At 27.9% G+C, this 24,980-nt stretch carries 20 protein-coding genes; all 20 read right to left on the bottom strand.

Annotated elements, in window-relative coordinates:
* Positions 1-11 precede the first annotated feature (11 nt).
* Positions 12-1,115, bottom strand: coding sequence for a DUF3846 domain-containing protein (locus CLFE_RS07535; RefSeq protein ID WP_077894747.1), 1,104 nt, complete (start codon positions 1,113-1,115; stop codon positions 12-14).
* An 88-nt stretch (positions 1,116-1,203) separates the two neighbouring features.
* Entirely contained in the window at positions 1,204-3,381 is a 2,178-nt protein-coding gene (locus tag CLFE_RS07530) for a hypothetical protein (RefSeq protein WP_077894746.1), read from the bottom strand.
* Positions 3,382-3,624: 243 nt separating this feature from the next.
* Entirely contained in the window at positions 3,625-4,776 is a 1,152-nt protein-coding gene (locus tag CLFE_RS07525; protein WP_169850997.1) for a helix-turn-helix domain-containing protein, read from the bottom strand.
* Between the two features lie 4 nt (positions 4,777-4,780).
* Entirely contained in the window at positions 4,781-5,476 is a 696-nt protein-coding gene (locus CLFE_RS07520; protein ID WP_077894744.1) for a hypothetical protein, read from the bottom strand.
* A 252-nt stretch (positions 5,477-5,728) separates the two neighbouring features.
* Positions 5,729-7,633: an ATP-dependent helicase gene (locus tag CLFE_RS07515; protein WP_077894743.1), complete on the bottom strand. Its 1,905-nt coding sequence runs from the start codon at positions 7,631-7,633 to the stop codon at positions 5,729-5,731.
* Between the two features lie 120 nt (positions 7,634-7,753).
* The gene (locus CLFE_RS07510) at positions 7,754-8,815 is read right to left on the bottom strand and encodes a hypothetical protein (RefSeq protein WP_077894742.1); all 1,062 of its coding nucleotides are present in this window, start codon (positions 8,813-8,815) and stop codon (positions 7,754-7,756) included.
* A gap of 24 nt (positions 8,816-8,839) precedes the next feature.
* On the bottom strand, positions 8,840-8,986 hold the full coding sequence (locus CLFE_RS07505; RefSeq protein WP_169850996.1) for a hypothetical protein: 147 nt from the start codon (positions 8,984-8,986) through the stop codon (positions 8,840-8,842).
* A 210-nt stretch (positions 8,987-9,196) separates the two neighbouring features.
* A complete protein-coding gene (locus CLFE_RS07500; protein WP_077894741.1) occupies positions 9,197-11,635 on the bottom strand; it encodes an SIR2 family protein in 2,439 nt (812 codons plus the stop codon).
* Positions 11,636-11,801: 166 nt separating this feature from the next.
* Positions 11,802-12,596 (bottom strand): S1 RNA-binding domain-containing protein, encoded by a 795-nt coding sequence (locus CLFE_RS07495; protein ID WP_077894740.1) that lies wholly within the window; start codon positions 12,594-12,596, stop codon positions 11,802-11,804.
* Between the two features lie 73 nt (positions 12,597-12,669).
* Positions 12,670-13,419, bottom strand: a complete 750-nt coding sequence (locus CLFE_RS07490; RefSeq protein WP_077894739.1) for a type IV secretory system conjugative DNA transfer family protein — start codon at positions 13,417-13,419, stop codon at positions 12,670-12,672.
* 22 nt (positions 13,420-13,441) lie between these two features.
* Positions 13,442-15,349 (bottom strand): group II intron reverse transcriptase/maturase, encoded by a 1,908-nt coding sequence (gene ltrA, locus CLFE_RS07485; protein WP_077894738.1) that lies wholly within the window; start codon positions 15,347-15,349, stop codon positions 13,442-13,444.
* A gap of 735 nt (positions 15,350-16,084) precedes the next feature.
* Positions 16,085-17,410, bottom strand: a complete 1,326-nt coding sequence (locus CLFE_RS07480; protein WP_077894737.1) for a VirD4-like conjugal transfer protein, CD1115 family — start codon at positions 17,408-17,410, stop codon at positions 16,085-16,087.
* Positions 17,403-17,636 (bottom strand): hypothetical protein, encoded by a 234-nt coding sequence (locus CLFE_RS07475; RefSeq protein ID WP_077894736.1) that lies wholly within the window; start codon positions 17,634-17,636, stop codon positions 17,403-17,405. Before CLFE_RS07475 ends, CLFE_RS07480 begins: the two co-directional genes overlap by 8 nt.
* A 4-nt stretch (positions 17,637-17,640) precedes the next feature.
* On the bottom strand, positions 17,641-18,150 hold the full coding sequence (locus CLFE_RS07470; RefSeq protein WP_077894735.1) for a DUF5697 family protein: 510 nt from the start codon (positions 18,148-18,150) through the stop codon (positions 17,641-17,643).
* Positions 18,151-18,173: 23 nt separating this feature from the next.
* Positions 18,174-20,381, bottom strand: a complete 2,208-nt coding sequence (locus tag CLFE_RS07465; protein ID WP_077894734.1) for a type IA DNA topoisomerase — start codon at positions 20,379-20,381, stop codon at positions 18,174-18,176.
* A gap of 74 nt (positions 20,382-20,455) precedes the next feature.
* The gene (locus tag CLFE_RS07460) at positions 20,456-21,766 is read right to left on the bottom strand and encodes a tetratricopeptide repeat protein (RefSeq protein WP_077894733.1); all 1,311 of its coding nucleotides are present in this window, start codon (positions 21,764-21,766) and stop codon (positions 20,456-20,458) included.
* 190 nt (positions 21,767-21,956) lie between these two features.
* Positions 21,957-22,823, bottom strand: a complete 867-nt coding sequence (locus CLFE_RS07455; protein ID WP_077894732.1) for a hypothetical protein — start codon at positions 22,821-22,823, stop codon at positions 21,957-21,959.
* Positions 22,824-22,913: 90 nt separating this feature from the next.
* Entirely contained in the window at positions 22,914-23,717 is an 804-nt protein-coding gene (locus tag CLFE_RS07450; protein WP_077894731.1) for a DUF2971 domain-containing protein, read from the bottom strand.
* A gap of 277 nt (positions 23,718-23,994) precedes the next feature.
* Positions 23,995-24,660 carry a hypothetical protein gene (locus CLFE_RS07445; protein ID WP_077894730.1) on the bottom strand — a complete coding sequence of 222 codons (666 nt, stop codon included), beginning with the start codon at positions 24,658-24,660 and terminating at the stop codon, positions 23,995-23,997.
* A gap of 82 nt (positions 24,661-24,742) precedes the next feature.
* A complete protein-coding gene (locus CLFE_RS07440) occupies positions 24,743-24,970 on the bottom strand; it encodes a hypothetical protein (protein WP_139356212.1) in 228 nt (75 codons plus the stop codon).
* Between the last annotated feature and the right edge of the window lie 10 nt (positions 24,971-24,980).

Below are 24,980 nucleotides of genomic sequence, written 5' to 3'. Positions count from 1 at the left end.
CTTTTCCTCCCCTAAAATTCCTTTTTTTCCACTTCTCTTTGAGTATCATATTCTATAGTTTTTTCTCCATAATTATATTCTTGAACATTTATAAATGTAGTGACCATTTTAATGTCTCCATCTGTCATACTTATTGTCTCACCAGTTGTATTATCTACTTTAACTATTAAAAAATCTCCTGCTATACCATACTCGTATTTTCTTTTTAAATATGGATATAATATTTTACTTATTTCTTTATTAACAAGTCTTCCTTCATCATCCACAATCGCTTCAATCGAATACTTCATATTCTCTGTAATAGGTACATTCATAAAATCAATTGAGTTGCATTTTAAAAGCTCATAATATGTTTTAAGATTATCCTCTATTATTATTTCTTCGATTTTTTCATCCTTACATAATAAACATCTTATTTTCCTCATACCTTTATTCTCCCCTTCAAATTTTATTGTTCTTTTTTGAGCTTTTTCATTAAAGTAAATTTGATTATAATTAAAGCTATAACAATTTACTCCTAATATTTTATATCCATTTAAATCCTTTGAGTTCTCTTCCTTACTAACCCACCAACCACTTGGATTTTCAACAAGATCCTTACAAAGTTCTAAAACATCAATTTCACCTTTACCAAAATTGGTTTCTGCATCATAAGTATAATCATCCGTAAGATATCTAGTACATTCACCCTTAATGACATAACCTGATAAAATTGCTTTCACTATATGTTGTATTTTCCACTTATCAGGCTCCTTAAAATCTTTAGGGATATAAAAAGGATTAAATACTCTAACACCTTTTTCTAATGTAATGTTTATACCTATTTCATCAGTTTCTTTTACCTTATCTTTTTTAAGCTTTGAAATGAATTCAATAATACTTAATCCTAAATCATTTAAACGACTAAAAAATAAGGTTTTAAAATTATTATTATGATTTTTACTGTAAATGCTGTATATACTTACCTCTTTTCCTCTCTTCATTGCATTTTCAAGACTGAAAATTTTTAAACTTGTGTTATAGAATTTAAAATATACATTTTCATTAAAGCTGTACCATTCTTCAAAGCCTAAATCATTTATATCTATATTCTTTAAAGTTTTAATCAATTTCATTTTTAGTTCCTCCTTTTATATAGAAAAAAATAAGTGTTAAACAGTTCAATTAACCATTTAGCACTTTATTTTTAATATTTATTCTCATTTATATAATCTCTTCTTTAACTTCCATGTCTTTATTTTCTTCTACCATTTCATCAAGATCCCAAACTTTAAGTCCATCCATGTCTATTTTTTGATTAACAATACCTGCAATTAAAATATTATCAAATTTTGATGATAAACTCTTAAGACCAGATAATACATTCTTTAAATTAATACTATCAAGGTCATTAAGGTTATCTATCATAAGTACTTTCAATTTAGGTGATTTCTTTTCTATCACCGCCGTTAAAAATGCTATTAATAACATCATCTGCTGACCTGTAGACAAAGCATTAAAATCAACAAAACTCTTTTTCTCATTTATCCATCCAAACTGAAAAACTTCCTTCCCTTTTTCAGACTCACATATAAATGAAAATTCATTTTTAATGCCTAATAGATTTAGATTTTCTTGAACCAGTGATTTTAGAGGTTCTAATCCTTGTTTCATAATCTCACCTTGAAGTCCTTTAGCTCCTAAAGCATCTATAAGTTGATTTAAAAGCACTACATTAAGTTCAGAAGTTTTATTTTCAAGCATTACTTTTTTAAGATTCTCATAATCATTTTTAGATTTTTCTTGAAGTTTACTTTCATCTTCAAAAGTTTTTATAGTATTTCTTAATGCGGCTGCCTGTTTTTGCAAAGCATCTATTGGAGCTGCTGGTTCTGTAGTCGCCATTTCATTTTGTAAATTAGACAGTTCATCTTTTTTAATCTTCAATTTCTCTGCATTTAATTTTATATCAGTTTTAATAGAATTTATTTGAGATGTTACTTTTAGAATTTCATTATTAATTGAAGTGTTCTTATTATTTAATTCCCTCTCTTCTGAAAGAATACTATGCCTCTTATTTTCTAAAGCCTTTATTTCATTTTGAATTTCTATGATTTCAGCTTTTACACACTTGTACTTGTTTAAAAGATTATCCTTTTCAATTCTAGCATCTTTAACTAAATCCTCTGCATATGCCTTAAATTTAGCGAAATCCTTATTACACTTTATTCTTGCATCAACAAGGCATTTTCCACCATGACAAGCTATATCATTCAGTGATTTTTCATACGTTTCAATAACAGTCTTCTTCTCAGTTCCCTTCCTTATAATTTCCTGTGCTTCATTTTGTTTTTCAGGAAGTTCACTTTGAAGCTTCTGTATTTTATCTACAACTTCTTTTATCTTATCATCATAATTTACACTTTCGTTCTTCACCTGTAAATTAAGTTCTTTTATCTTGTTATTTAAACTATCTAAATCATTAGCTGGTTTAAACCTTTCAAGATTAGTTACTTCTATCTTTATAATGTTAATTTTATTAAGTCTATTATCTATTACCTTTTTTCTTTCTATAGACGTACTTATAAGCTTTTCAGTTTGAAGTAACTTGTCCTGTAAGCTTTTAAGTTCATCTTGAACCTCTTTAAAATCTCCATCTACATTCGTTGAATTTTTGAGTTCAGCGAGTTTTTGAACTGTACCCTCTGTTTTCAAAGCATTTTCTTTATAATATGATAATTTTTCTTTTGCTCTATAAACAAGGTTTTCTATGGCTACTTGAACATCTATACCATCAACATAATCATTCATAACCTCATCAATTAAAATTCTCATACCCTCATATTGGTCAGGCTTTTTTACTTGAAGTTCAAGTGTAAGTAATTTATTTTCAAGATACTTTTGGATTGAATCCTTATTCCAAGTATTTGCGTTTACTCCAGTGATAGAATATATAAATTTCCTCTTTTCAGTATCACTCATATTCAAAAACTCTTGAAAATCAATCATCATAGGAAAGTTTCCTAGTTCCGATTTTATCCTTGCTTCTTTATCTGCTATTTTTTTCTCACCTAAACTTGGTACTAGTGTTAGTTCTTCTCCATACTTAATTTCTTTTTCTCCTGTTTTTCTCTTTGTGGTTATTTTTCTTAATATACTTCTATCAAAAGAGAAATTATCTAGTTTCAAGCCTACATTAATTTCTTTATCTGAAGCTAGTTTATATATATCTGCTAGTGTTTTTCCATACTGAGGTATATAACCCATCATTGCAAGAGCTACCGCTTGAAGTCTTGAAGATTTTCCTTTACCGTTGTGTCCTGTAAATAAATCAAAGCCTGTAAGCTCCTGTACAATATTATTGTTTTTGAATCCATTCATTGTAACTTCTTTAATTTTCATAATAATTCCGCCTTTCAAATTTTAAAATTAAATATAAAAAAACTGCATATAAGCACATAATTGTACTCACATACAGTTTGTTAGTCAGTTTTGACCTAAAATAATTGTTGCCAATAAAAAAAGAATAGCAAAGACTTAAAAAATGCCTCTACTATTCTTATACATTATTTTTTTGATTTTATCACTTTAATTTATATACAAAAAAATTCATTTCTCATATTGATAATATGTTTTAAAACGTATCTATTTAATTATGCTTAGCTTAGGATTTATAGTTAATTTTTCTTCCTTAAAATAATCTTTCTGTAAACAACATATATCTGTTAATTCATTTTCACTAAGTAAAATTGAATTAACAATTTCTGATTTTTTCATAACACCATTATCTACTAACAAATTAAATGCTTCCTTAAATAACTGTGGCTCTTCTAGTTTAATCACATCATCTAATGGCTCAAATTTACGCCATTTTCGTTTACTAATTTGTTTTTGCAGTGTAGTATATCTTTCCTCAGTAATAAGTTCTAAATCAAGACACCTACGAACTATAGCTCCAATAGATATTCCCCATTTATACTTTATAGGAACTAAAGAATCTAAAGATACATATGAAATTTCATCCATAACAGCTTCACTAGGGAATAAAAATTCGCCTGCAAAATAGTGTGCTTCTTTTTCTCTTCTTTTTAAGTTTTCACCACTTTTAAGATTACGATGCAATATTATATGACCTAGTTCATGAGCTAAAGTAAATCTTGCTCTTACGGCTGCATTTTTCTTAATATCTATGAATGTATACGGTCTATTATTTAACCATCTTGAATATCCATCAACTTTATTTGAATCTAACGTTAATTTAGCCACTATACATCCATTTTCTTGCATTATATATGTTAAATTACTTATTGGTTTATTCCCTAAGTTCCAATGTTTTCTTAAACTTTTAGCTATATTTTTAATATCGTCCATATTATATTCGTTTTTGTATTTAATGTCAATTAAATTTATTTGGGGTAAATTTATGTATTTTTCAGCAAAATATACAATTTCTGTTGAAAGATAATTAAGTTTTTGTTTTAACATATCTTTTGTTTTACTCGGTATTGTACTACTTCTGAAGTAAATCTCACCTTCATTGCAATTTTCGACTCGTTTCTTATAGAAAAAATTAATTGGAAAATCTAACTTTCGTGAAATTTCTAAAAGCATATCTACCGGCGGAATATTTACACCAGTCTCATACTTACAAATTGCTTGACGAGTAACACCTATTTCTTCAGCTAAATCATGTTGAGTTAATCCTCTATAAACTCTTGCTTCTTTTATTCTTTCAGGGATTACTGACCTTACTTTGTTTGTTGCAACTAAATTTACTATTTTGTTCCCCGATTTCATGTCATTACTCAGCCTCCAAATTACTCTTTTCATTGTTAATTAAATTCTTTGCGTTCAATAAAGTTTGATTTTTTTCTTCGTTACTCATTGTAGATTCATAAATATGTAGTCTGTTAACTAAATCTAAAGAATAGCATTCTCTTTTTAATTTACTATCAAAAAAAATTATATCAGCAAATTCAATACCTTCCCAATCTTTTTTTGTTCCATATAATAACACACCATGATATTTATCTTTTTTATAATAATCTTGGTTACATTCATTAAACATTGATAATTGACTATCTATTTCATCATTACTTATACATTTCTCCTTTAAATATCTTCTATCACTTAAATCAACTTGCTTTTGTTTTGAACTGCGCATTACCGAAATAGTAACATTTTCCTTACCTAAAATAGGTATAGCATAACCATTTCTTTTATTAATTACTTCTTTGTATGATATAAAAGGACACGATGAAATCAAGCTTTGAGTAGATAATTGCTTATTAATACAATAACTTAATAAATGCCCAGGAACCATATTTAAATAATCTTTACAGTTAAAAAATTCACTATTTAAATTCATAAATGCTTTACAAGCAGTTTCACCAGTTTCTAAAATTGGTAACAGCCAACCTAAACATTTATCATCTATCACAGAATCAATATAAGCTTCGCCCTCAGTATATATTGATTTCTCAGTTAACAAATTCATATATTTTTCACCTCTTCGTCACTATTATATTTATATATTAATTCTTTATATTCTAAATGTCAATATCATATTAAATGTATAAAACATTTGAATTTTTTCAATGTACATTATTAGTTTTACTTTATTAAAAAATATGTATTAGCAACTTTTTGCTCTATGTCAACATATTATAATCAACTCTATAAATAAAAGAACGCAGGTAGTATACTTTTCACTAACTCACGTTCCTCTATAAAAACTACATATTATTATCTATTCCGCAACAAACAACCTCCCATCTAGCTGTTTTATAAATTCAGACGAATACTGTATATTTTGCTTAGGATCATCTGTAAAAGCATTAACATATGAAATAAAAAGATTCTTTTTTGCTCTAGTTATTGCGACATAAAATAACCTTTGTTCTTCTCGTAGTTCTTCTATAGTTGTACTCATCTTAGATGGAAATATATCATCATTTAGGTATGGTAAAAATACATTATCCCACTCTAAGCCCTTAGCCCTATGCACAGTAGAAATAGTTACTACATCTGACTTATCATCATCATCATTTTTGTTATCTAGTATTAAATCTTCTATGAATCTATCTATTGTTAAATATTCCTCTGCCATCTCTATAAACTTTCTAACATCATTTAATCTATTTTCAATACTTTCATCATTATATTCGTCATATAAATAGTTTTCATAAAAGCTCTCACATATATATTGTAATTTCTCTGCTGTAAACTTAATATTCTCGCTTTCTTCCATGATATTAAATATATTTTCAACATCATTCTTTGATTTTTTAGGGACTTTAAGGGTTCTGATAAACTCATAATTAAAATTGCATCTTCCAAAAGTTTCATATATCTTCTCTGCTGTCTTAGCCCCTACACCATTTGCCATAGTAATAATTCTTATAAATGATATTCTATCCTTCCTATTGTATTCAAACTTTAAAAACGCAAATAAATCTTTAATATGAGCCTTTTCATAAAAAGGATTACCTCCAACAACTTTATATCTTATATGACTTTTTCTAAAAGCAAATTCTAAATCTCGTGTGAGTCTATTACTTCTAACAAGTACCGCTGTTTCTCCAAAATTATATTTTTCACTTAGTATTTGGTTTGCTATGACATTCCCTTGTTCTACTTCATCTATAAAACCTTTTATCACTGGAATTACCTTCTGTTTTTGAAATGGTATCATAATCTTTTTGTTTTCTTCTTTTTCAACATTAAGGTTTATAGCATTTTCAGCAAGTTTTACTATTCCTGAACCACTTCTATAATTGTATCTTATAGTATATATCAAAGCATTTTTATAATTTTCCTTAAAATTCAAAATGTAGTTTATGTTACTTCCACGCCATCCATATATACTCTGTCCTTCATCACCAACCACCATTTGAGTATTATTCATATCCAGCATATCAATAATATCTTTCTGAATATAATTTACATCCTGGTACTCGTCACATAAAATATATGGATAAGCAGAATGTATTGATTGCCTCACTTTTATATAACTTAAGATCAGTTTTCTAAAATATATAATCAAATCATCAAAATCCAGTGAGTTAGATTCTTTTTTAAATATTTCATATTCCTCAATTATATTTTCTATAAGTTGTCTACTTTTGGGCATAATATTAATATTTCTTAAAAAAGCATCAAATGTTATATCCTTAAATTTATTTCTATAGAAAGAATACTTTGACATTATCTTTGGAGCTGTAGGAAAATCTTTAGGAACTTCATTTTTAGGTATTTCAGAGAGTACCTCTTTGCGTGTTCTACTTATAATAGACTCTGCATCTGATTGGCTAAGTATGCTAAATTTATTATCTATGCCAACTGCCTTAGAATACCTTCTTAAGAATATACAAGCCATATGATGAAAAGTTCCTGATATTATTCTAGTACTTATATTATCTCCTACTAATTTTTGAACTCTTTCTGTCATTTCCTTAGCTGCCTTATTAGTAAAAGTTAAAAGCATAATGCCACTAACTTTCTTTAAAACCAAATATGCAACTCTTGATGAAAGTACCCTTGTTTTTCCACTACCTGCATTTGCTCTTACACAAGCTGGCTTATCTAATGGAGCCGTTACAGCTTCTTTCTGGTCAATATCTAATCCTTTTAGCAATTCTTTTTCGTTAATCATCTGAATATCTCTCCTTATATTTCAATTTGCTTAGCATATAAAAAATAAAATCCTCAACCTATAAAATTCTTATAAGAAGAGGATTTTTAATAAATTTAATTATTATTAATTATTTTATATTTAGAATGGATCATCTCCCAAGTCTTCTATTTTTATTTTTCCATTGTTATCAAATAAGTTATTTTCATTACCAACGGGTACTTTAACTTTATCCTTTTCAGTATCTATAATTATTTGCTGAACAGGTTCTGCCGTTTTTTCTGTAAGCTCATGAACTATAGTATTTTCTTCTTCATTATTTATTTCTTCTTCATCTGCACTTGCTTTTAAATCTTCATCAGATATATCTCCGGATACTTCATACCCTTCAACATTAATACCTTTATAATCACTTATGTTCTCTCCATTTTCGTACATAGTTGCAAGTTTCATATAATCCTTTTGTGTAAGATCATTGTTCCATCCAATAACTTGGATATATACTTCATGACGCTTTTCTTGACCTGTAGCCTGTACTTTGGAAAAAGCTAAAGCAGGATGTTTTTTAAGTACATTTCTCTCTGCAACGGTTTGTGCTTTCCTATCTCCAAATAATTTATTCTGTACAAAAGTTTCAAAGCACGTTAATGCATCTATATTTTCAAGGTTAGCATACACTCCAATTTTACCTTGTGTGGGTATAAAAATTCCTTTGCCCTTTTCTTCTTCTGTAAGTAGACTTTCAACAGTTATTCGTCCTACTGCTTTATTTTTTTTGATTTTCTTAATTAAATCCTGTATAAAATAAAGCTTAATGTCGTAGAGTAAAGTAGTAGATGTTATAACTAAATTACCACTAGGAGCATATCCTATTGCCGTCTTCCTCACCCATACTTTCTCTATGCTTCCGCTTTCTTTATCAAAAACAGGAAATGGATTTACGACAACACTCCCATCTGGTAATGTTAATTTTTCAGGAGTAAATATACTTATACTTGCTATTTTATTAAGTGTATTATATCCAGCAGCCGTGATGCTAATATTTCCCTGTATATTGGCTAGTTCTCCTTTTGTTTCTTCTAATTTTAATTTTGCACATATAGACTTTATAGCTCCATGAGGTGTTCTTTTAATAAATACTTGTCCATCTCCCAGTGTTGCAACTTCCTTCTCATTTTCTTTTACTAACTCTTTATTTTCCATTATAATTCCACCTTTTATTTTTAATTATTTGATAATAAAAACAGTACTTGTCCTATACTCTCTTTCAATTCTTGATATGATGTTCTTAAGTTCTGAACCCCTAATAGAAGTCATTTTGTCGTATTTATCTAGTTCTCTTCCTGTTTCTTTGTTATAAACTATTAATGTCATGTTTCTCCTCCTTATTAATTTTTTGTATAAAAAAACTGCATATAAACAGAATTTGCCTATACACAGTTTGTTAGTCAATTGACCTAATAATAAATGTTGCCAATAAAAAAAGAATAGCAAAGACTTTAAAAATGTCTCTACTATTCTTATACACTGATTTTTGGTTTTTATCACTACCAAATTAAATTTCTAATATTAATAAATTGTTTTTTACTTTCTAAAATTATTTTTTTCATAACTTTTTAGTGTATTCGCTATAAAACTAATTTTCCTTCGATACTCTTTCCCCAGTTCTCCTGCATTTTTATAATTGGTAATTAGCATATATAAATCTGATTTAGTACTATGCTTATTTTTTAATGTTTTTTTCATTAGTCCTCTAACATAAGCTTGATTATCATTAGCATTAAATGCTTCATAATAATTTTCAATAGTTCTCTTTATATCATCAATATTGGAATATTTATTAATATTTATTATTCTTCCGTATAACATCGCTTTAGTAAGCACTGCATGTTGTATTACATTTTCAATTTTCCTAGTTTTTTTCTCAATATTACAACTTTCTTTTTCTTTTATAAGATTTCTATGAGAAGTATCTGCAAATAACACACCTTTTCTTAATTCTTTTATTCTATCACTATCAAGGTATAGAATACTTTTTGCTCTTTGTATTAAATAATGATTATCCCCGTGCAATATTTCACCAAGTTCTTCATATATTTTATGTATCAACCCCACTGCCCCACCTTTTTCACTTGGAAATATATCATTTAAAGTATCAAACAACATTATTTGTATGCTTGTTTCAAAATGCTCTTGCTCTTTTCTCAATAGTTTCACTATCTTACAAATTGCTTTTGCAATATCAACTCTATTAGTTTTTATCTTGGCAAAATTACCCAAAGCAGTAAGAATCCAATATTTAGCATTAGGAACTATTTTATATCCTACTGAATATCCCTTTTCTATTCTCAAAGTATAATCTACTTGTATTATTGTATTATAATTATCAATAATCTTACTTATTTCTACCTCTAATCCTAATATCTTTATTTCAGAAAGAAGCAATTTATCATTAGTAGCCAACATTATAAATGTAATTAATTCTGATTCATTAAGTGGAATATCTACACTTTTCAAATCACATTTAGCAAAAATTTCCGGATAGTTATTTTTACAAAAATCTTGATAACTATACAAATTATCCAGAATAGATAATTTGTATCCAAATTTAGGTAGTGTCTTTAACGATAATTTCTCATTAATTTTATTTACTTCGTTACCTTTTAATTGATTGTATAGTTCAATATCTAAATCTATATAATCATCATCTCTAAATGAAGATAATAATAATTTATCTGAAGTATTTAATAATATAAATATGTATATATCATTCTCATTTATTCTATGTTTATTTGTTATTATATAATCTAATTCATCTATTCCTAAAGTACTACTATCGAAAAATATTACTATTCTTTTTTTATTAATTAATTTATCTAAATTTATAAAATTCACATTATACTTTGATGGTATAAAATAAGTATCCCTGTCTTTAATTTTATCAATTAGATTAAATACCAAATACGTTTTTCCACTCATTCTATGTCCTACAATCAAATGAACTCTTTTAGTTTCTAAATTCTCAATAATTTTATCTGATACTGTCCTATACATATAAAAGTTTGGCAATCTATACTTGAATTTTTCATTCTCATTAATTCCACTGATAGAAAAAAGTAAATTTTTAAGATTTTCTTCTGTACTCATATTTATTTTTTCTAACTGTATATTTCTAAACATCTCCAATTCATCTATTTCAATTTCATTCGTACTATTATTAATCTTATTCATCTCATTATAAAAATCATTGTAATTATCTATGAGTACAACTTTAGTTATATTATAATCTTCTAAATCAGCTAACTCGAGTTCATCAAGTTTTTGATCTGTTATATAATATCTATTAACTTTAAACTTAGAAATTTGTGTTGTTTTATATACAGAAAATAACAAATCTAATTCATTCTTCAAACTACAACCTACATACATTATGTTGTTTCCAATGTAGTCCATCTCAAAAAAACGTCTTATTTCTGAATTATCTGTCAAACTTTTAATATAATCATTTCTACTAAAAATCAAGTTACTATCCTTATATTTTATTTCATACTTTGCATCACCATGTAATTTAAAAATACATTTGAATTCTTCTCTTATATTTTCTTTATAATTTTTATATGGATAAATAACCTCATAATTATTATATCTTTCAAGTGCATCGTCAAAATTTAGTGTGTAAATACATGGCCAATTTATTTTAACAAATAATTGTTTATAACTATTTAAAACAACATTCGTAAAATTATCTTTTAGAAAATTATCTCTTTTATTCTTGTTTATATACCTTATGTAATATTTACCTATATCCTGAAACCCTTTTTCAATCAACTTATTTTTCAAATTAGGTTTTTCTTTTATTAATTCATCCCTCATATGTTGTTCCATCATATTTCCATTAGGTACTACACCATTAAACGCTTTTTCTCCAAAAGTAAATCCCGCTCCAATAATCGGGATTAACTTTCGATTCTTTATAAGGCTTTTTATTTCTTCCTTTACATTTTCAAATTTAACTGTTTCCATATATGTCCCTCCAACTTAACATTATAAACATAAATAATAGATATTTGTTCATTACCAATTATATCATAATAATACTTATAATTATTTTTAATACTTATTTTAAATTATTTTACATAAACTAGATAATATCCAATATAAATATTATCTAGCCTTAATAAAATCTCTCCTACCCTATACTTCTCATAATATTAGCATCAATCTTCCTTTCCTTGTAATCAATATTCTTTATTTTAACAACATACTTCTCACCAATAGTTGGAGCAAAGTTTGTCCAGTTAGGAAACGGACAAAGACAGTTTACTCCTTTTCTAATATTAAAAAACACCCCATATTCCTGAATACCTGTAACTACTCCTAAATACTCTCCACCTTTAGTTATAGATTTTATTAACTGCTCGTAAGGATCTTCCTTTGCCTCTTTAATTGAAACCTTTATTTTATCCTTTTCCAAATCAAGTTCCTTGATAACAGCCTGTACTTTAGTACCCATCTTAACAAATTTACTTATATCATCTATATATCCGTAGTCTATTTCATCTATAGGTACTTTCGTTTCTAATCCATAACAATCTACTCTACAGTTATCTCTTCCAACAGATGTAACCCTAACTGAAATTTTATCTCCTACTTTATGCTTCTTTAGTTCTAGTGATTTCCTAAGCTCCATTGCCTCAGTTCGTGATGCAGCTGCTATTTTATTTTTTTCATCAATTTCTTTCACAACGAAATCAATCTCTGCACCTATCATGCTTCTTACAACTCTCTTATTTTCTCTTGATATGCTCATGTGTTTTAAAGGTATCAACACCTTAAATACATCATAAAAAATAACAGCACAATCTAATTCCTTTCCATCACCATTTTTAAAAGTCTCCACTGCTGATAGTATTCCTGTAAGTATCTTTCTGCTTTGTCTTGATGCCATGATATCATAAGCTTTTGAATTAATATTTGTTAACATAAAAACATCTCCTTAAAATTTTAATATTTTATTTTTCTATATAAAAATAACTCCCCTTTATGAGAAGTTTTGTTTACCAAAAATCAGATTTTTTAGTTGTTTTAATCTTAGTATTTTTGCTATTTAAACTATCTTTACTATCACCAAATGAATGTTTTATACTTTCATTTTCTTTTATCTTAGGTTCTTCAGTATCAGAATTGTTATTTCCTAAATTATCTTCACTGGACTTATCTTGTGCTTTTTTAAGTGTCTTTTTATTCTCTTCCTGAAAATATTCTTGTGTCCATTCTGGCTTATAATCGCTTACCTTTATAGGTTTCATTTCTTTTGAAAGTCTATGTTTAGTGTAATCCATCTTATCAAGTATTAAAGGCTTTTGCCCTCTTAAAATAAGTATTTCATTTTTATTTGGAAGTCTTAATATTTCATCTGGATTCATGAGATTTCTTTTAACAGCTCTACTTGTTATCTTTCCAAAATCCATCATACCCTCAAACCCTGCTGATTTACTTAAACTTGTATCCTTAACAGTAGTTGTACCCAATAGCTTTGATACAAATTCAGCTGTAATTATATCCGTTGCTCCCAAAAACAATCTACTATCACAATTTCCTATAATCTCAGACCACCCATTATTGGGGTATCTATTTTGAAGTTGAGCTATATTCTGAAATATTACACAACTTGAAATTCCTCTTGATCTCATGGTTGATATTTTCTTTGTAAAGTCAGGTATGGCGCCGAATAGTGATAGGTAAGTCTCTGTCAAGGACTCGGACTTTTCCCCCACTCCACACCGTACATGACAATTTCTCGTCATACGGCGTTCCACCGACTTAATTTTATTTTTTAGTATCTATATAGTCATCGAATTGTATTATTTCCAGCTCTCTTAACATACGAAGCTTATTAACCTTTTCCCGCATTTCCATTGTAAAAATTAATTTATCTACATACTCTTTTATTATTTCAGGCTTTGTGGCATCAATAATGGTTGATACATCTTTTGACAATATAATCAGATTAGCATATGTATCATTTCTTTTATTCTTATATGACTTTATATGTCTACAGTCCATATCTCCAATAAACAAAGGCTTGTGTGTAATTGCACATTTCCCTTTCTGAGCTATATATCTTGACAGTGCATTATCAGCCATTTCAATTGTCGGATAATTATGAGTATTTTTCATCATATGCTTGATTACATCAAAACTAATGCAGTTTCCATTATCAGTAGATTTACTGATATATTTATTTACTTCTCTTCTTTTATATTTAGGATATTCATGAGAAACATAACCAATAGGAATTATAACTCTGTCTTTTATCCATCTTAGCTGTTTGGATTTTCCATATTTCTTAAGGATGAATTTACTCGTAATACTGCCATCTCTTTCTATAGAGTAAGCTCTATTATTGTGATTCATTCCATTACTTTTTCCCACTACTTTATAAGAAATTTCAGCAAAATCTTTAGATACCATAGTTGCCATGCTGTAGTAATTATGCATACCGATTACAATTGAGTTATAGAGACTTATATTTTTATCCAATTCAAATTGTTTAGATGGATTTTTAATATTGCCCCATATATTCCTTATTTTCTTAATTACGCTATCCTTACTTTTATCAGCAATGTGGGAGGTAACAATCCATTTATTTTCTTTAGGAATTACTTTGAATTTAATTCCTAAAAATGTTGTATAATTTTTCCTAAGATTTTTAATTCCAGACTTTTCATCACTTGTTTGCAGGTGTAGATTTTCTGAGAGCCAAAGCTTTACTGCACACATTAACTTCTGTGCAGTTACATAATCTCTACAGAATACTTTGAAGTCATCTGCATATCTTACGATATACATTTCCTTTAATTCTGTTTTTTCCCTTAGCTTGCTCCATCTCTGCGACCTATCTATTGTGATGTTCCCTTTCTTATCAACTTTTCTAAATTCATAACCTGTTGAGCCTTCTCTAATTTTAAACATTTCCCATTGATTTGCTATCCACCAATCTAATTCATTAAGTACAATATTCGATAAAAGCGGTGATAATATGCCCCCTTGTGGTGTTCCTGTTTCAGGGGTAATTATTATATCATTGAATAATATTTCCGCCTTTAGCATTTGTTTGAGTATTACTATTAGCTTCCTATCACATATACCTAATGCCCATAACTGGCGTATTAACTTATGATGGTCTATGTTATCAAAGAATCCTACAATATCAACATCCACTACATAATGCAAATTCTGTATTTGTGCCATTTTATAACATTGTGCTATTGCATTTTGAGTTGAACGATATGGTCTAAAACCATTACTTCTTTCATGAAACTTGGCTTCACAAATTGGTTCTAATATTTGTAAAATACATTGTTGAATTAATCTGTCCCATATGCTCAGTATTCCTAGTGGTCTTGTTTTACCATTAGGTTTTGGTATTTCAACTCTTCTTACTTTTTTAGGTTGATAATTATTAAGCTTGTTTCCCACTGTTTTAATAACTGCTTCTATAGATAGTTCATCTATATCAGTTATTGTCTTGCCGTCAATGCTAGGAGTTAAACTTCCTTTGTTTTTGCATATATTACGATATGCAAGAATTACATTTTGTTCTGATAGAATAAGAGGCATGAGCCTGTCAAATTTTTTATTACCTAGGCTGTTTTTATACAATCTATATGCTACTTCTTTTGCATCATATCTTTCTGCATTTCGCTCTGCTCTGTTTACAATTCGTTTTGTCATAGTAACCATCCCTTTGTGGAGAATGATTTTTTCTTAGTCACACCTCGACAGCTATGAAAATCTCCTCTATTTAATAGTTGATTACTATATAGATATATTAATAAAACTAATGTTGGCTTGTGCCTATCGCTCCACCACTTATTATTATGGTTTCATTGCTACTGTGGCACTACTCTCACAACTATAAATGCATTTATATAGAATTAATCTATTTTCAGTACAACCGTAGTTCTTTAATCGCCTTGCATTTGACTCCTACGTTAGTTGCTTTCCACGTTCCATATAACTTAGGATTGTTATTACTTAGGTCGCTCCTTTAGCCCTGTAAGTATTATCCTCAAACTACCGTTTAGGATACCTGTGCCCCATGAGCACAGAAGGTATTTCATACTAACAACTTTTACTTTACCTCACTTACATACCTTATGGTATGTCTACATTTCTGTAGATTATTCCTTTAGAGCCGTACATTCAGAGCTTCGTCAGACTCTTAATTTAGTCATTCTAACCATATAATAACCCCGCCCGCATTGTCACACACAACATCTGCCTCCAGACATCTTTCCTTACTTCCAAGTCAGAAATATTAGGGTATGCTTCACACGACTTCTTTGGACTTATAACCCTCAACTCACGCATAGTTGAACGCTATCCAAAGTTTTAGCGAATCCCCTTCAAGGCGTTACCCTATCATTTGAGATTTCAGTTATATAGTTCTTTAAAACATTTATTGTTTTAAGCTACAGCTTTGTCGGTTATTTCTACCGTTTTAACTGTAGAACGTGTCATACCGTTTGGGAACTCGTCCAAGATAAAATATACATCTTGCTGTCCTTTTTTTGGTGCATAATCTGCATATTTAACTAACTTTATAAAAAGGAACGAAAAAAATAACCCTGCTATAAAATCAAATGTTGACTCCATGTCTGAAGTTATGCAAAAATATGCACACTTTTCTTTTTTGGGTAGAGTTAAGTCAATATCACTGGTTGATGTTAGATTCTGTACTAACTTATTTTGAAATACTTGAAGCTTTGAGCCTAAACCTATAACAACTCCTGTTCTTACATTTTCACTAGCTTGTGAATATATATTGTAAGGCATTTTAGCTGGATGCGTTGAAGGTAAAGCCCTAAATACTGCATCTATAGTTGAAGGATCATTTAACGCTAACATTGAATACACCGCCGATAAGTTTCTCTCTTCTTCTGGATTTTCTTTAACTACATATAAAACTAGAGCTTTTAAAAGATTCATTTCTGTTTTACTCCAAAATTCATCCTGTCTTGCTCCTGGCTCTTTTGTATTTGCCATAACAGTTTCAGCAAAACTTTGAGCTGATATGTCATCTTCTACTTCATTTAGCGGATTCCACCTATCAGAATTAATCATATTAACTAAATTTAAAGCCTTGACGTTATATCCTTTATCTCTTAAAAATTCAGACATAGATTCAAAAATCTCTGACTTAGGATCTGTTAAAATAATTGATTCACCAAGTTCAGCTATTTGCATTATATTAGGTCTTACAAAGCTTCTGCTTTTCATACTTCCACTTGCACCAAATACAGCTATGTTTTTATTAAAGAATGTATCTGGAGGCAGCGTAACCATTTTATTTTTAATACCATCCTTTACAGTTCCAAATACCAAACCTTCTTCAGTTCCAACACCAAGTACTTTTTTAGCTTCTTCATTATCCATCCAATTTGCTGTCCCCTGTGTTCCATTATCCTTTAAATAATTTACACCGTTCTGCTCTTCTCCTGTTTCCATATTCTTAAATAAGAAGTATAGTACAACAAGTATAACTGTAAACAGTAAAAAAGCTAATATAAAACCTTTAAGCACTTTACCATCACTTACAATAACACTTAAACTTTGCATAGGATTTTTATACATATCTACTGTTTGAAATAAATCAATACCTGAACTGCTCATTAAACTAACCTTTGATAGTTTCTGTTTTAATACAACTAATGGAATTAATAAATATATACAAGCTACAAGGTAAATTGGGAACATGTACAGAATAAGTTTATACTTATGTTTCTCATGCATTTGTAATCATCTCTTTTCTTTCTATTTTAAATTCAGAAAGTGCAAAACTTGCTTTACTGAAACATTCTCTAAATCCAAGTCTTTGTGCAACTGCTAAAAAGAAACATTCATACTCTTTAATTATTATGAATTTATCTTTAACCTCTCCTCTACTTTTAACTACAACATCCCCAATATGGGGCATCTTTTCAACTATATCTTTGTCACTAAATTTAAATGCAGCCATCTATTTATTCATCTCCTCCTAAAAAAATAACCGCACCATCTTTTATAGTGCAGTACTTTACTTTTTCATTTATTTTTATCTTTTCAATCTGATCTTTATTTTCTATAATAATTATTATTCTTTCTGAAGCTTTCCTATTTATTGCAGTTGAATATATAAGCTCCTCTCCTTCTTCTATAACTGCTACATCAAAAACCTTACCATTTCTGAAAAATGACATTACAAAAGGAAAATCATTAAGAGTACACCATTCAATATTTTTTTCTTTATCTGCATTGATTAAATAGATGTATATATCAATAGCTCTAAGAATCTTTCTATTTATTTCTCTAATACCTATAGGCACATAGATATTATCTTCAATTATTTTTAACATTTTCTGCCTTACAAGTGTTTTAAGTTGCTTGTCTAAATTTCTCAAATTATTAAGCTTTTTAATCTGGTCATACGTCATACATCCAAATTTATTTATGAGATTTAGTATTTTTTCCTGTTTTAAATTTACGTAATACATCTTATCTCCAACCTTTCTATTATCTACACTTTTATTGCAATTACTTTATAGTGTTCATTATCTTTTTCTTTAACAAGTTTTAACCTTGCAGTGTATGTTGTTCCGTCTTTTTTTCTGCATGTTACTTTACCTGTAGTACCACCATTTAATAATATTCTTACATTAGCGGAATTAATTTTAGCACCACAGGCATTTTTCCATATTATAAACTTACAACCATTAGCATAATTAGTGCATCCATATCCTTTTTTACCTTCTATAATTTCTCCATCACATTCTGGACACTTACCGAGTGTATTACAACCTATAACTTCTCTTTTTGTTGTTTTTAGCTTTTCAGTCATGCTTATTGCTGTATTCATACTTTCTTTAAAGAAATCCTCTGATGAAAGTTCCCCTTTTTCCACCAGTGATAATTTATATTCCCATTCACCAGTAAAATTAGGGGATTTAATTTCTTCTATTGGGAGCCTTTCTATAAGCTTCTTGGCTTTTTCTGTAGGTATTAAATATCTACCTTTTCTAGTTATATAACTACTACTTATTAATTTTTCTATTATATCTGCCCTAGTTGCTGGAGTACCTATACCATGCTCTTTTAATGCTTCTCTTAATTCTTCCTTAACTACCTTCTTACCACAGGTTTCCATAGCACGAAGAATACTTCTTTCTGTAAATCTAGCTGGTGCCCTACTTATCTTCTCCACTACATTGATTTTCATTATTTCTACTTCATCATCAATATTAATTTTTATATCACTGGTCATATCAATTGTATTTTCTTCACTATCACTTTCCTCTTCATAATCAAGCTTAATGTTATTGAGCTTCTTCTCTGCTGCTCTCCACCCTTCCTTTACAATTTTTCTACCTCTAAAAGCAAATGTTTCATCACCTATTCCTATAACAATTTTCTTATTACTGTATGCTACATCACACATAAAAACCTTAAGTAAACTTCTAGCAACAAGTCCATATACCATTATTTCTTTTTGCGATAAATCTTCTGTTGCTGTCTTATAAGTTGGAATAATAGCATAATGGCTATTTACTTTGTTATCATCAAATACTCTGTTGTTTTCTAATATTAAGTACTTTAAAACATTTTCTTTCAAATTTTCATATACACAAGGAAAGCTTTTTATAATCTTCTCGATTTCAACCTTTTTACTTTTAGGAAGATACCTGGAATCTGTCCTTGGATAAGTAAGCAGTTGCTCTTGATAAAGTTTTTGCGCAATCTTAAGAGTTTCTTTTGCTGTAAGTCCATATTTTATATTGGAATCCATTTGAAGGTTTGTAAGGTCATAAAGGAGAGGTGGCTTTTTCCTAGTTTCATTTTCAGCATAATTTAATACCTTTCCCTTTAAATCTTTAAGTGATTTAACTATTTCCTCTGCCTCTTCTTTATCAGAAAGTTTATTACCATCTTCATTAAACCAAGTTGATGTGAATTCCTTATTGTCTTTAGTTCTACACTGTGCTTCAATGACATAATAAGTTTCTTTTTTAAACTGCCTTAATTCCAGTTCTTTTTCAACTATCATATAAAGAACAGCTGTTTGAACTCTTCCTATAGGAAACATATTTTTACTTGTACCATACTTAATAGTACTTACAGCAGTGAGATTAATTCCAACAAGCCAATCTGCTAAACTTCTGCATCTTGCAGCTCTAGTAAGATTGATATAATCATCATTACTTTTTAGTTGATGAAGTGCATTTACAACTTCTTCTTTTGTATAAGAATTAAGCCATAACCTCATGCATGGCTTTTTAGTTTTAGATAAACTTCTCACCCAATCAAATATAAGCTGTCCTTCCCTGTCGCTGTCTGTTGCATTAATAATCATTTCTGTTTTAACATCATTAAATAACTTTTTAATTACCTGAAACTGCTTTTTTACATTTGCTTCTTTCTTAATCTGTATCTGAAAATGTTCTGGAACAAAAGGAAAATTTTCTTCCTTCCATACTTTGTATTTTGGATCATATTCCTTAGCCTGTTTTAACTCTGCCATATGACCAAAACCCCAAGTAACTAAATATTCTTTTCCTTCAAATACACATCTAAAAAAGCCTTTTTCATTTTCATAAGCAGTTAGTTTTTTCTTGAATTTAGAATCAATAAGAATATCAAGTGTAAGCTCTGTATCTTCTACACAGCATTTACCTAATATAGCTGCTAACTTTTCTGCTATATCTGGTTTCTCTGCATATATAACAATCAATTAAATCACCCCACGTAAAAAAAGGTCGCCTGAATAAGCGACCTTATAAATAATAATATATTTATTTTTTCATATTATTTCAACAAATCTATAATTTTATTAGAAGATATTGTTTTAAACATATCAAAATATTTTTGGCTTGACTTTATAATATTTAAGTTCATTTTTGCCTCTTTGAAATCCGAATTTATTTTTATAGCCTTTTCAAAATGCATTGCGGATTTAGCTCTATCATGAAATTTGATACTTCCATATATCAATCCTAACATATTATGTATTTGCATTCTATCTATATTATCCATCCTAGGAATATTCAAGGCTTCCTCATATAATTTAACAGCTTTATCATATTCCTTGTAAAATTCTAAGTATAATTCCCCCATATTAATATATGGCAGTGGATTATCTGTTGAACAATGTATCGAACATTCAAAATATTTCTTTGCATTGGAATAATCATGAATCTTGTCTTTATATATTGCACCAATATTATTTAACACTTCACTATCATCAGGCGCTATTTTATTAGCATTAAATAGATATTTTAATCCTTCTTCAATTTTTTCAAGTTTCGTTGCATATAATGTACCAATATTAAACAAACTATTTAAACTTTTAGGATTTTTTTTCAAAACTAAAAGATATCTCTTCTCTGCCTGTTCAAGATTCCCAAGCTTTTCATCTATTAATGCTATTGTATTATTAAATTCAAATTCCTCTTCGTATTGTTCAACTATATAGCTAAAGACTTTTTTAGCTAATTCAAAATTATTTCTTTTATATTCAATGTATGCTTTTAATACAATTCCTTCCTTATGAGCTTTATTTATATGTATCCACTTAATTAGTTTATAATCCTGCTCCAATTGATTTTTTTCATTGTATATATCCATAATTTCATCAAAATTAATTTTTCTATCATCAATACCTCTATCTTTTGACGCATTGATTTTTACTAGTTGTAAAATATCCTCTACATTTTGTCTTATACGATGTTGTTCATTTATATGTTCTTTTTCTGCTAATATCTTACCTAAATTTAAATCTTTTTTTATTTCTTCTTTAAATAATATTATAAATTTGCTTATTACTTCATTATTAGCAAATTTACTGTTATCATATGAATAATTATTAAAATCTTTTATAATGGGATCTTTCTTTGAAAAATCAAATAAATTTATAATCAAATCTAAATTTTCTTGTCTTGTCAAAAAACTATTAAGACTATCGCCATACTTATTTCCATAAATTTTATAAAAACTTTTACTTGCATTATTATATGCATCCTTAATTTTATCCTCTAAATTTTCTTTTGTAATATAATCATATATACTATTACCAAACACTCCTGTAAAAACACTGATTAAAACTTCTATAATACCCATATTATCTCTCCTTATTCATATATATTAGTTAATTTAATGTATTAACAACTTAAATGTCATTTATTAGTGGTTACATTTGTCTTACTTTTCTAAATTTAATCATAAATATCATTTTCAACATCATAATTTTTATATTATATTTTTTTGTAATTATAAATCTAATAACTTGTAGAAAATTATCAATATTTAATCAATCATCATCACTTATAAATCCGCATTTAGGACAAACATTCTCTATTGGGGAGTAACCGGAATAATTACATCGTGAGCAAGTATGATAATGTAATTGAGTATTAATTCCATAAAGTTGTTTTTTAAGTTCTGGAAAAACTTGTTTAATAAAATTAATATATTTATTACTAACTATTTCGTTATGAACACCTCTATTGGCAATTTTCACAATTTGCCTGATTAGATCTACTGTTTTCAAATTTATTACTTCACATTTATATAGATATTCTAGCATTGTGAACATCGACTTACGACCATTATAACCTGTTTTTTCACATAAATCTGTTAAATTCTTTTCAATTATTAACCTAACTTTAAATAAATATACAGATTCTTCAGCAATTTCAGCATCAACATCAACAATGTCATGTATTCCTGGTTCTGTTGATTTATTTTCTTGAGTTTTAGACTTTAATCCATTCAAATTATCATCTATAGTATTTAAATTGTTTAGAAATTCCTGACACATTTCCTTGATTTTTTGTTCTGAAGGAAGAACATCATTTCCGAAATTTATTGTGTTTGTATTGGAATTAGAAATTTTTAATTCCATAATCTGCATATACAAATCATTTAAATTTTCTTTTACTTCAGCTTTTGCTTTTTCTACTTCTTTTTTTAGCTTTATACCTAAAAACTCCATTTCAGAAAATAAAGGAAATAATAAAAGAACAATCCATAATATAAAAATCAAATTTGTAACATTAATCTCTTTAAGTTGATAAATATTACTTTTAAAATGCCAAATATATATAGTACTTAAAATTAACAGTATCGTATACCAAATCTTCTTAAAATAAATAGTGAATATTTCTTTTAATTTCATATTTCCACCCCAATTTACTATGAATTATTTTATAGACTTCAGTACTTTCAATTCATAAAATTACCATTTACCTATATACTATACAATTTCTCATTTATCAAGAATTAATTTATATTTATTGCTCGACATTTTCATTTTATATACAGGAATATTCTTTTCATTCGCAATTTTTTGCAATTGCTCTACTTCTTTAGTATTCTTCTGATTACTTGTTGTCCCAATATAAATAGCAGATATTGCATTTGTAAGTTGTACTGGATTCGCACCACTCTCTTCAAAATAATCAGTAGTTCCAAATGCTCTCCATTCATTTTCATAATCCCAAACTTTATCTTTAAAAAATATTGCATTTATTGCAATATTTTTAGACCCTGTAATCAAACATTCTGTACAATCATACATTTCATCTTTATATATTACTGGCAATACCATATTCCTAAACATTATATTTTCTGTATTATACTCTATGCAATAACCACTATGATTTTCAGCATAATGACTCCACATTAAAGTATTATACGGACTTACAGTGAAACAAGCTATTCTAACATTGTTCTTAAAATTCGTATATGTTTTATAAAAATGCTCATCAAACAATCGTTTCATTTTAGGTTCTTTTTCTAGTAGATTTTCTACTATTCTCCGGTCAATTTTCAAATAAAGGCTTGCACAAGTTATATAATCAATTTCAATTGCAGAATCAAATGGATCATTAAATTCTCTAGGATTAGAGAAGTAAATCTCACCTGATAAATTATTTTCTAAATATTCATCAAATTTTCTATATCTATATAACTTTTTAGGCATATATTCACTAACATATTTTTTTATACTCTCATATGAAATATTTTTATCTAAAATTTTTTTTTCATATTCTTCTATCCATTTTTCCATGTGAATTTCTCCTCCCCTTACTTTTCATTATATAATCAAATCTCCCAAATCACTTGCGTGTTCTTTATCATTTTTAACTACAGGATAACGCTTTAAATTTAAAATTACATAATTCATATTATAAAAAATCTCTTAATAACTTAATATCTATTGCATCCTAGATGAAATTTAGCAGTGTAATTTATTACATCTTATCTACTAAAACAATACTTTCCAAATGTAATTTTCACCTATATTATACCATATTTACAACTATTTTTATAAAATATACCATATTTTATTTATACATACCTTGAATCTTATCAAGCTCCTTGTCATTTTCCTTATAAATGTTAATTAACTCTTTGTAATCTTCTTTAGCAACATCAATTTCAGGAGAGTTATTACCTTTTAATTTTTCATTTATATAATTAATTTCATGGTTTAATCCATCAACAAATACTTTGTATTCCTTTATAACATTATTCTTATAAATAGCTGTTTCCGTAGAGGAATTTACACCTTGAAGCTTTGTTAATTCATCACTACTCTTTTTCTTATAATCCTGTAAATCATCAAGATAATCGTTAATTTCTAAATCATCTTTATTAAATGAATTAGTTTTCTTGTTTTTTTCAGCAACCCTATTCATTAATTTATTTTCATAGGGACTTAAATTATTGATACTATCCTTAATGTACTGTTTATTTACTACATCTGGACTTGCAATACTTACAGAATTAATATGTTTTAGATTTTCCCTACTGACACTTTTACTATGTGCATACATTATTATTGAAACAACAATAATTAAACTACATACACCTATGAAGCCAACAGCTATGATTTTCTTGTTTCTATAATCAAATGAAATATTTCTAAATTTATTACCAGTGAAAAATTTACATACCTCTTCTCTGAATCCTCTAATATTTGTTTTAGGTATTCTCATTTGTATTCTCATTTCTTGTACCTCCCTTTCAAAATTCTTTACATAGAAAAAGGCAGCTACTTAAATTAATAAGCAACTGCCATCATACTAGTTATTATTTTTTAATTAAATCTATCGAAACTAATTCAAACTCAATAGCATTTAATTGTGTTTCTTTTGTATCTTGTTCTAAGTAAGTTGAATTATCTATACATGTACCAATATCCTCAATTTCAATACTTCCATCTGCTTCAATATCAAGACTTATATATAAACCATCTTTTTCGGTTTCTAATAATTCACCTGTCATTTTATTTTTCACAATAACATTAACAAACATCATTTTTTCCTCC

It is taken from the genome of Clostridium felsineum DSM 794 (assembly GCF_002006355.2).
Classification (GTDB): Bacteria; Bacillota; Clostridia; order Clostridiales; family Clostridiaceae; genus Clostridium_S; species Clostridium_S felsineum.
Note: the sequence above shows the minus strand (reverse complement) of the source record. Positions and strands in the feature narration are given on the sequence as shown.

Bases quoted from the DNA above. Each gene is read 5' to 3' on its own strand.
- CLFE_RS07535 (WP_077894747.1), bottom strand. From the start codon at position 1,115: ATGAAATTGATTAAAACTTTAAAGAATATAGATATAAATGATTTAGGC.
- CLFE_RS07530 (WP_077894746.1), bottom strand. From the start codon at position 3,381: ATGAAAATTAAAGAAGTTACAATGAATGGATTCAAAAACAATAATATT.
- CLFE_RS07525 (WP_169850997.1), bottom strand. From the start codon at position 4,776: ATGAAATCGGGGAACAAAATAGTAAATTTAGTTGCAACAAACAAAGTA.
- CLFE_RS07520 (WP_077894744.1), bottom strand. From the start codon at position 5,476: ATGAATTTGTTAACTGAGAAATCAATATATACTGAGGGCGAAGCTTAT.
- CLFE_RS07515 (WP_077894743.1), bottom strand. From the start codon at position 7,633: ATGATTAACGAAAAAGAATTGCTAAAAGGATTAGATATTGACCAGAAA.
- CLFE_RS07510 (WP_077894742.1), bottom strand. From the start codon at position 8,815: ATGGAAAATAAAGAGTTAGTAAAAGAAAATGAGAAGGAAGTTGCAACA.
- CLFE_RS07505 (WP_169850996.1), bottom strand. From the start codon at position 8,986: ATGACATTAATAGTTTATAACAAAGAAACAGGAAGAGAACTAGATAAA.
- CLFE_RS07500 (WP_077894741.1), bottom strand. From the start codon at position 11,635: ATGGAAACAGTTAAATTTGAAAATGTAAAGGAAGAAATAAAAAGCCTT.
- CLFE_RS07495 (WP_077894740.1), bottom strand. From the start codon at position 12,596: ATGTTAACAAATATTAATTCAAAAGCTTATGATATCATGGCATCAAGA.
- CLFE_RS07490 (WP_077894739.1), bottom strand. From the start codon at position 13,419: ATGACGAGAAATTGTCATGTACGGTGTGGAGTGGGGGAAAAGTCCGAG.
- ltrA (WP_077894738.1), bottom strand. From the start codon at position 15,349: ATGACAAAACGAATTGTAAACAGAGCAGAGCGAAATGCAGAAAGATAT.
- CLFE_RS07480 (WP_077894737.1), bottom strand. From the start codon at position 17,410: ATGCATGAGAAACATAAGTATAAACTTATTCTGTACATGTTCCCAATT.
- CLFE_RS07475 (WP_077894736.1), bottom strand. From the start codon at position 17,636: ATGGCTGCATTTAAATTTAGTGACAAAGATATAGTTGAAAAGATGCCC.
- CLFE_RS07470 (WP_077894735.1), bottom strand. From the start codon at position 18,150: ATGTATTACGTAAATTTAAAACAGGAAAAAATACTAAATCTCATAAAT.
- CLFE_RS07460 (WP_077894733.1), bottom strand. From the start codon at position 21,766: ATGGGTATTATAGAAGTTTTAATCAGTGTTTTTACAGGAGTGTTTGGT.
- CLFE_RS07455 (WP_077894732.1), bottom strand. From the start codon at position 22,823: ATGAAATTAAAAGAAATATTCACTATTTATTTTAAGAAGATTTGGTAT.
- CLFE_RS07450 (WP_077894731.1), bottom strand. From the start codon at position 23,717: ATGGAAAAATGGATAGAAGAATATGAAAAAAAAATTTTAGATAAAAAT.
- CLFE_RS07445 (WP_077894730.1), bottom strand. From the start codon at position 24,660: ATGAGAATACAAATGAGAATACCTAAAACAAATATTAGAGGATTCAGA.
- CLFE_RS07440 (WP_139356212.1), bottom strand. From the start codon at position 24,970: ATGATGTTTGTTAATGTTATTGTGAAAAATAAAATGACAGGTGAATTA.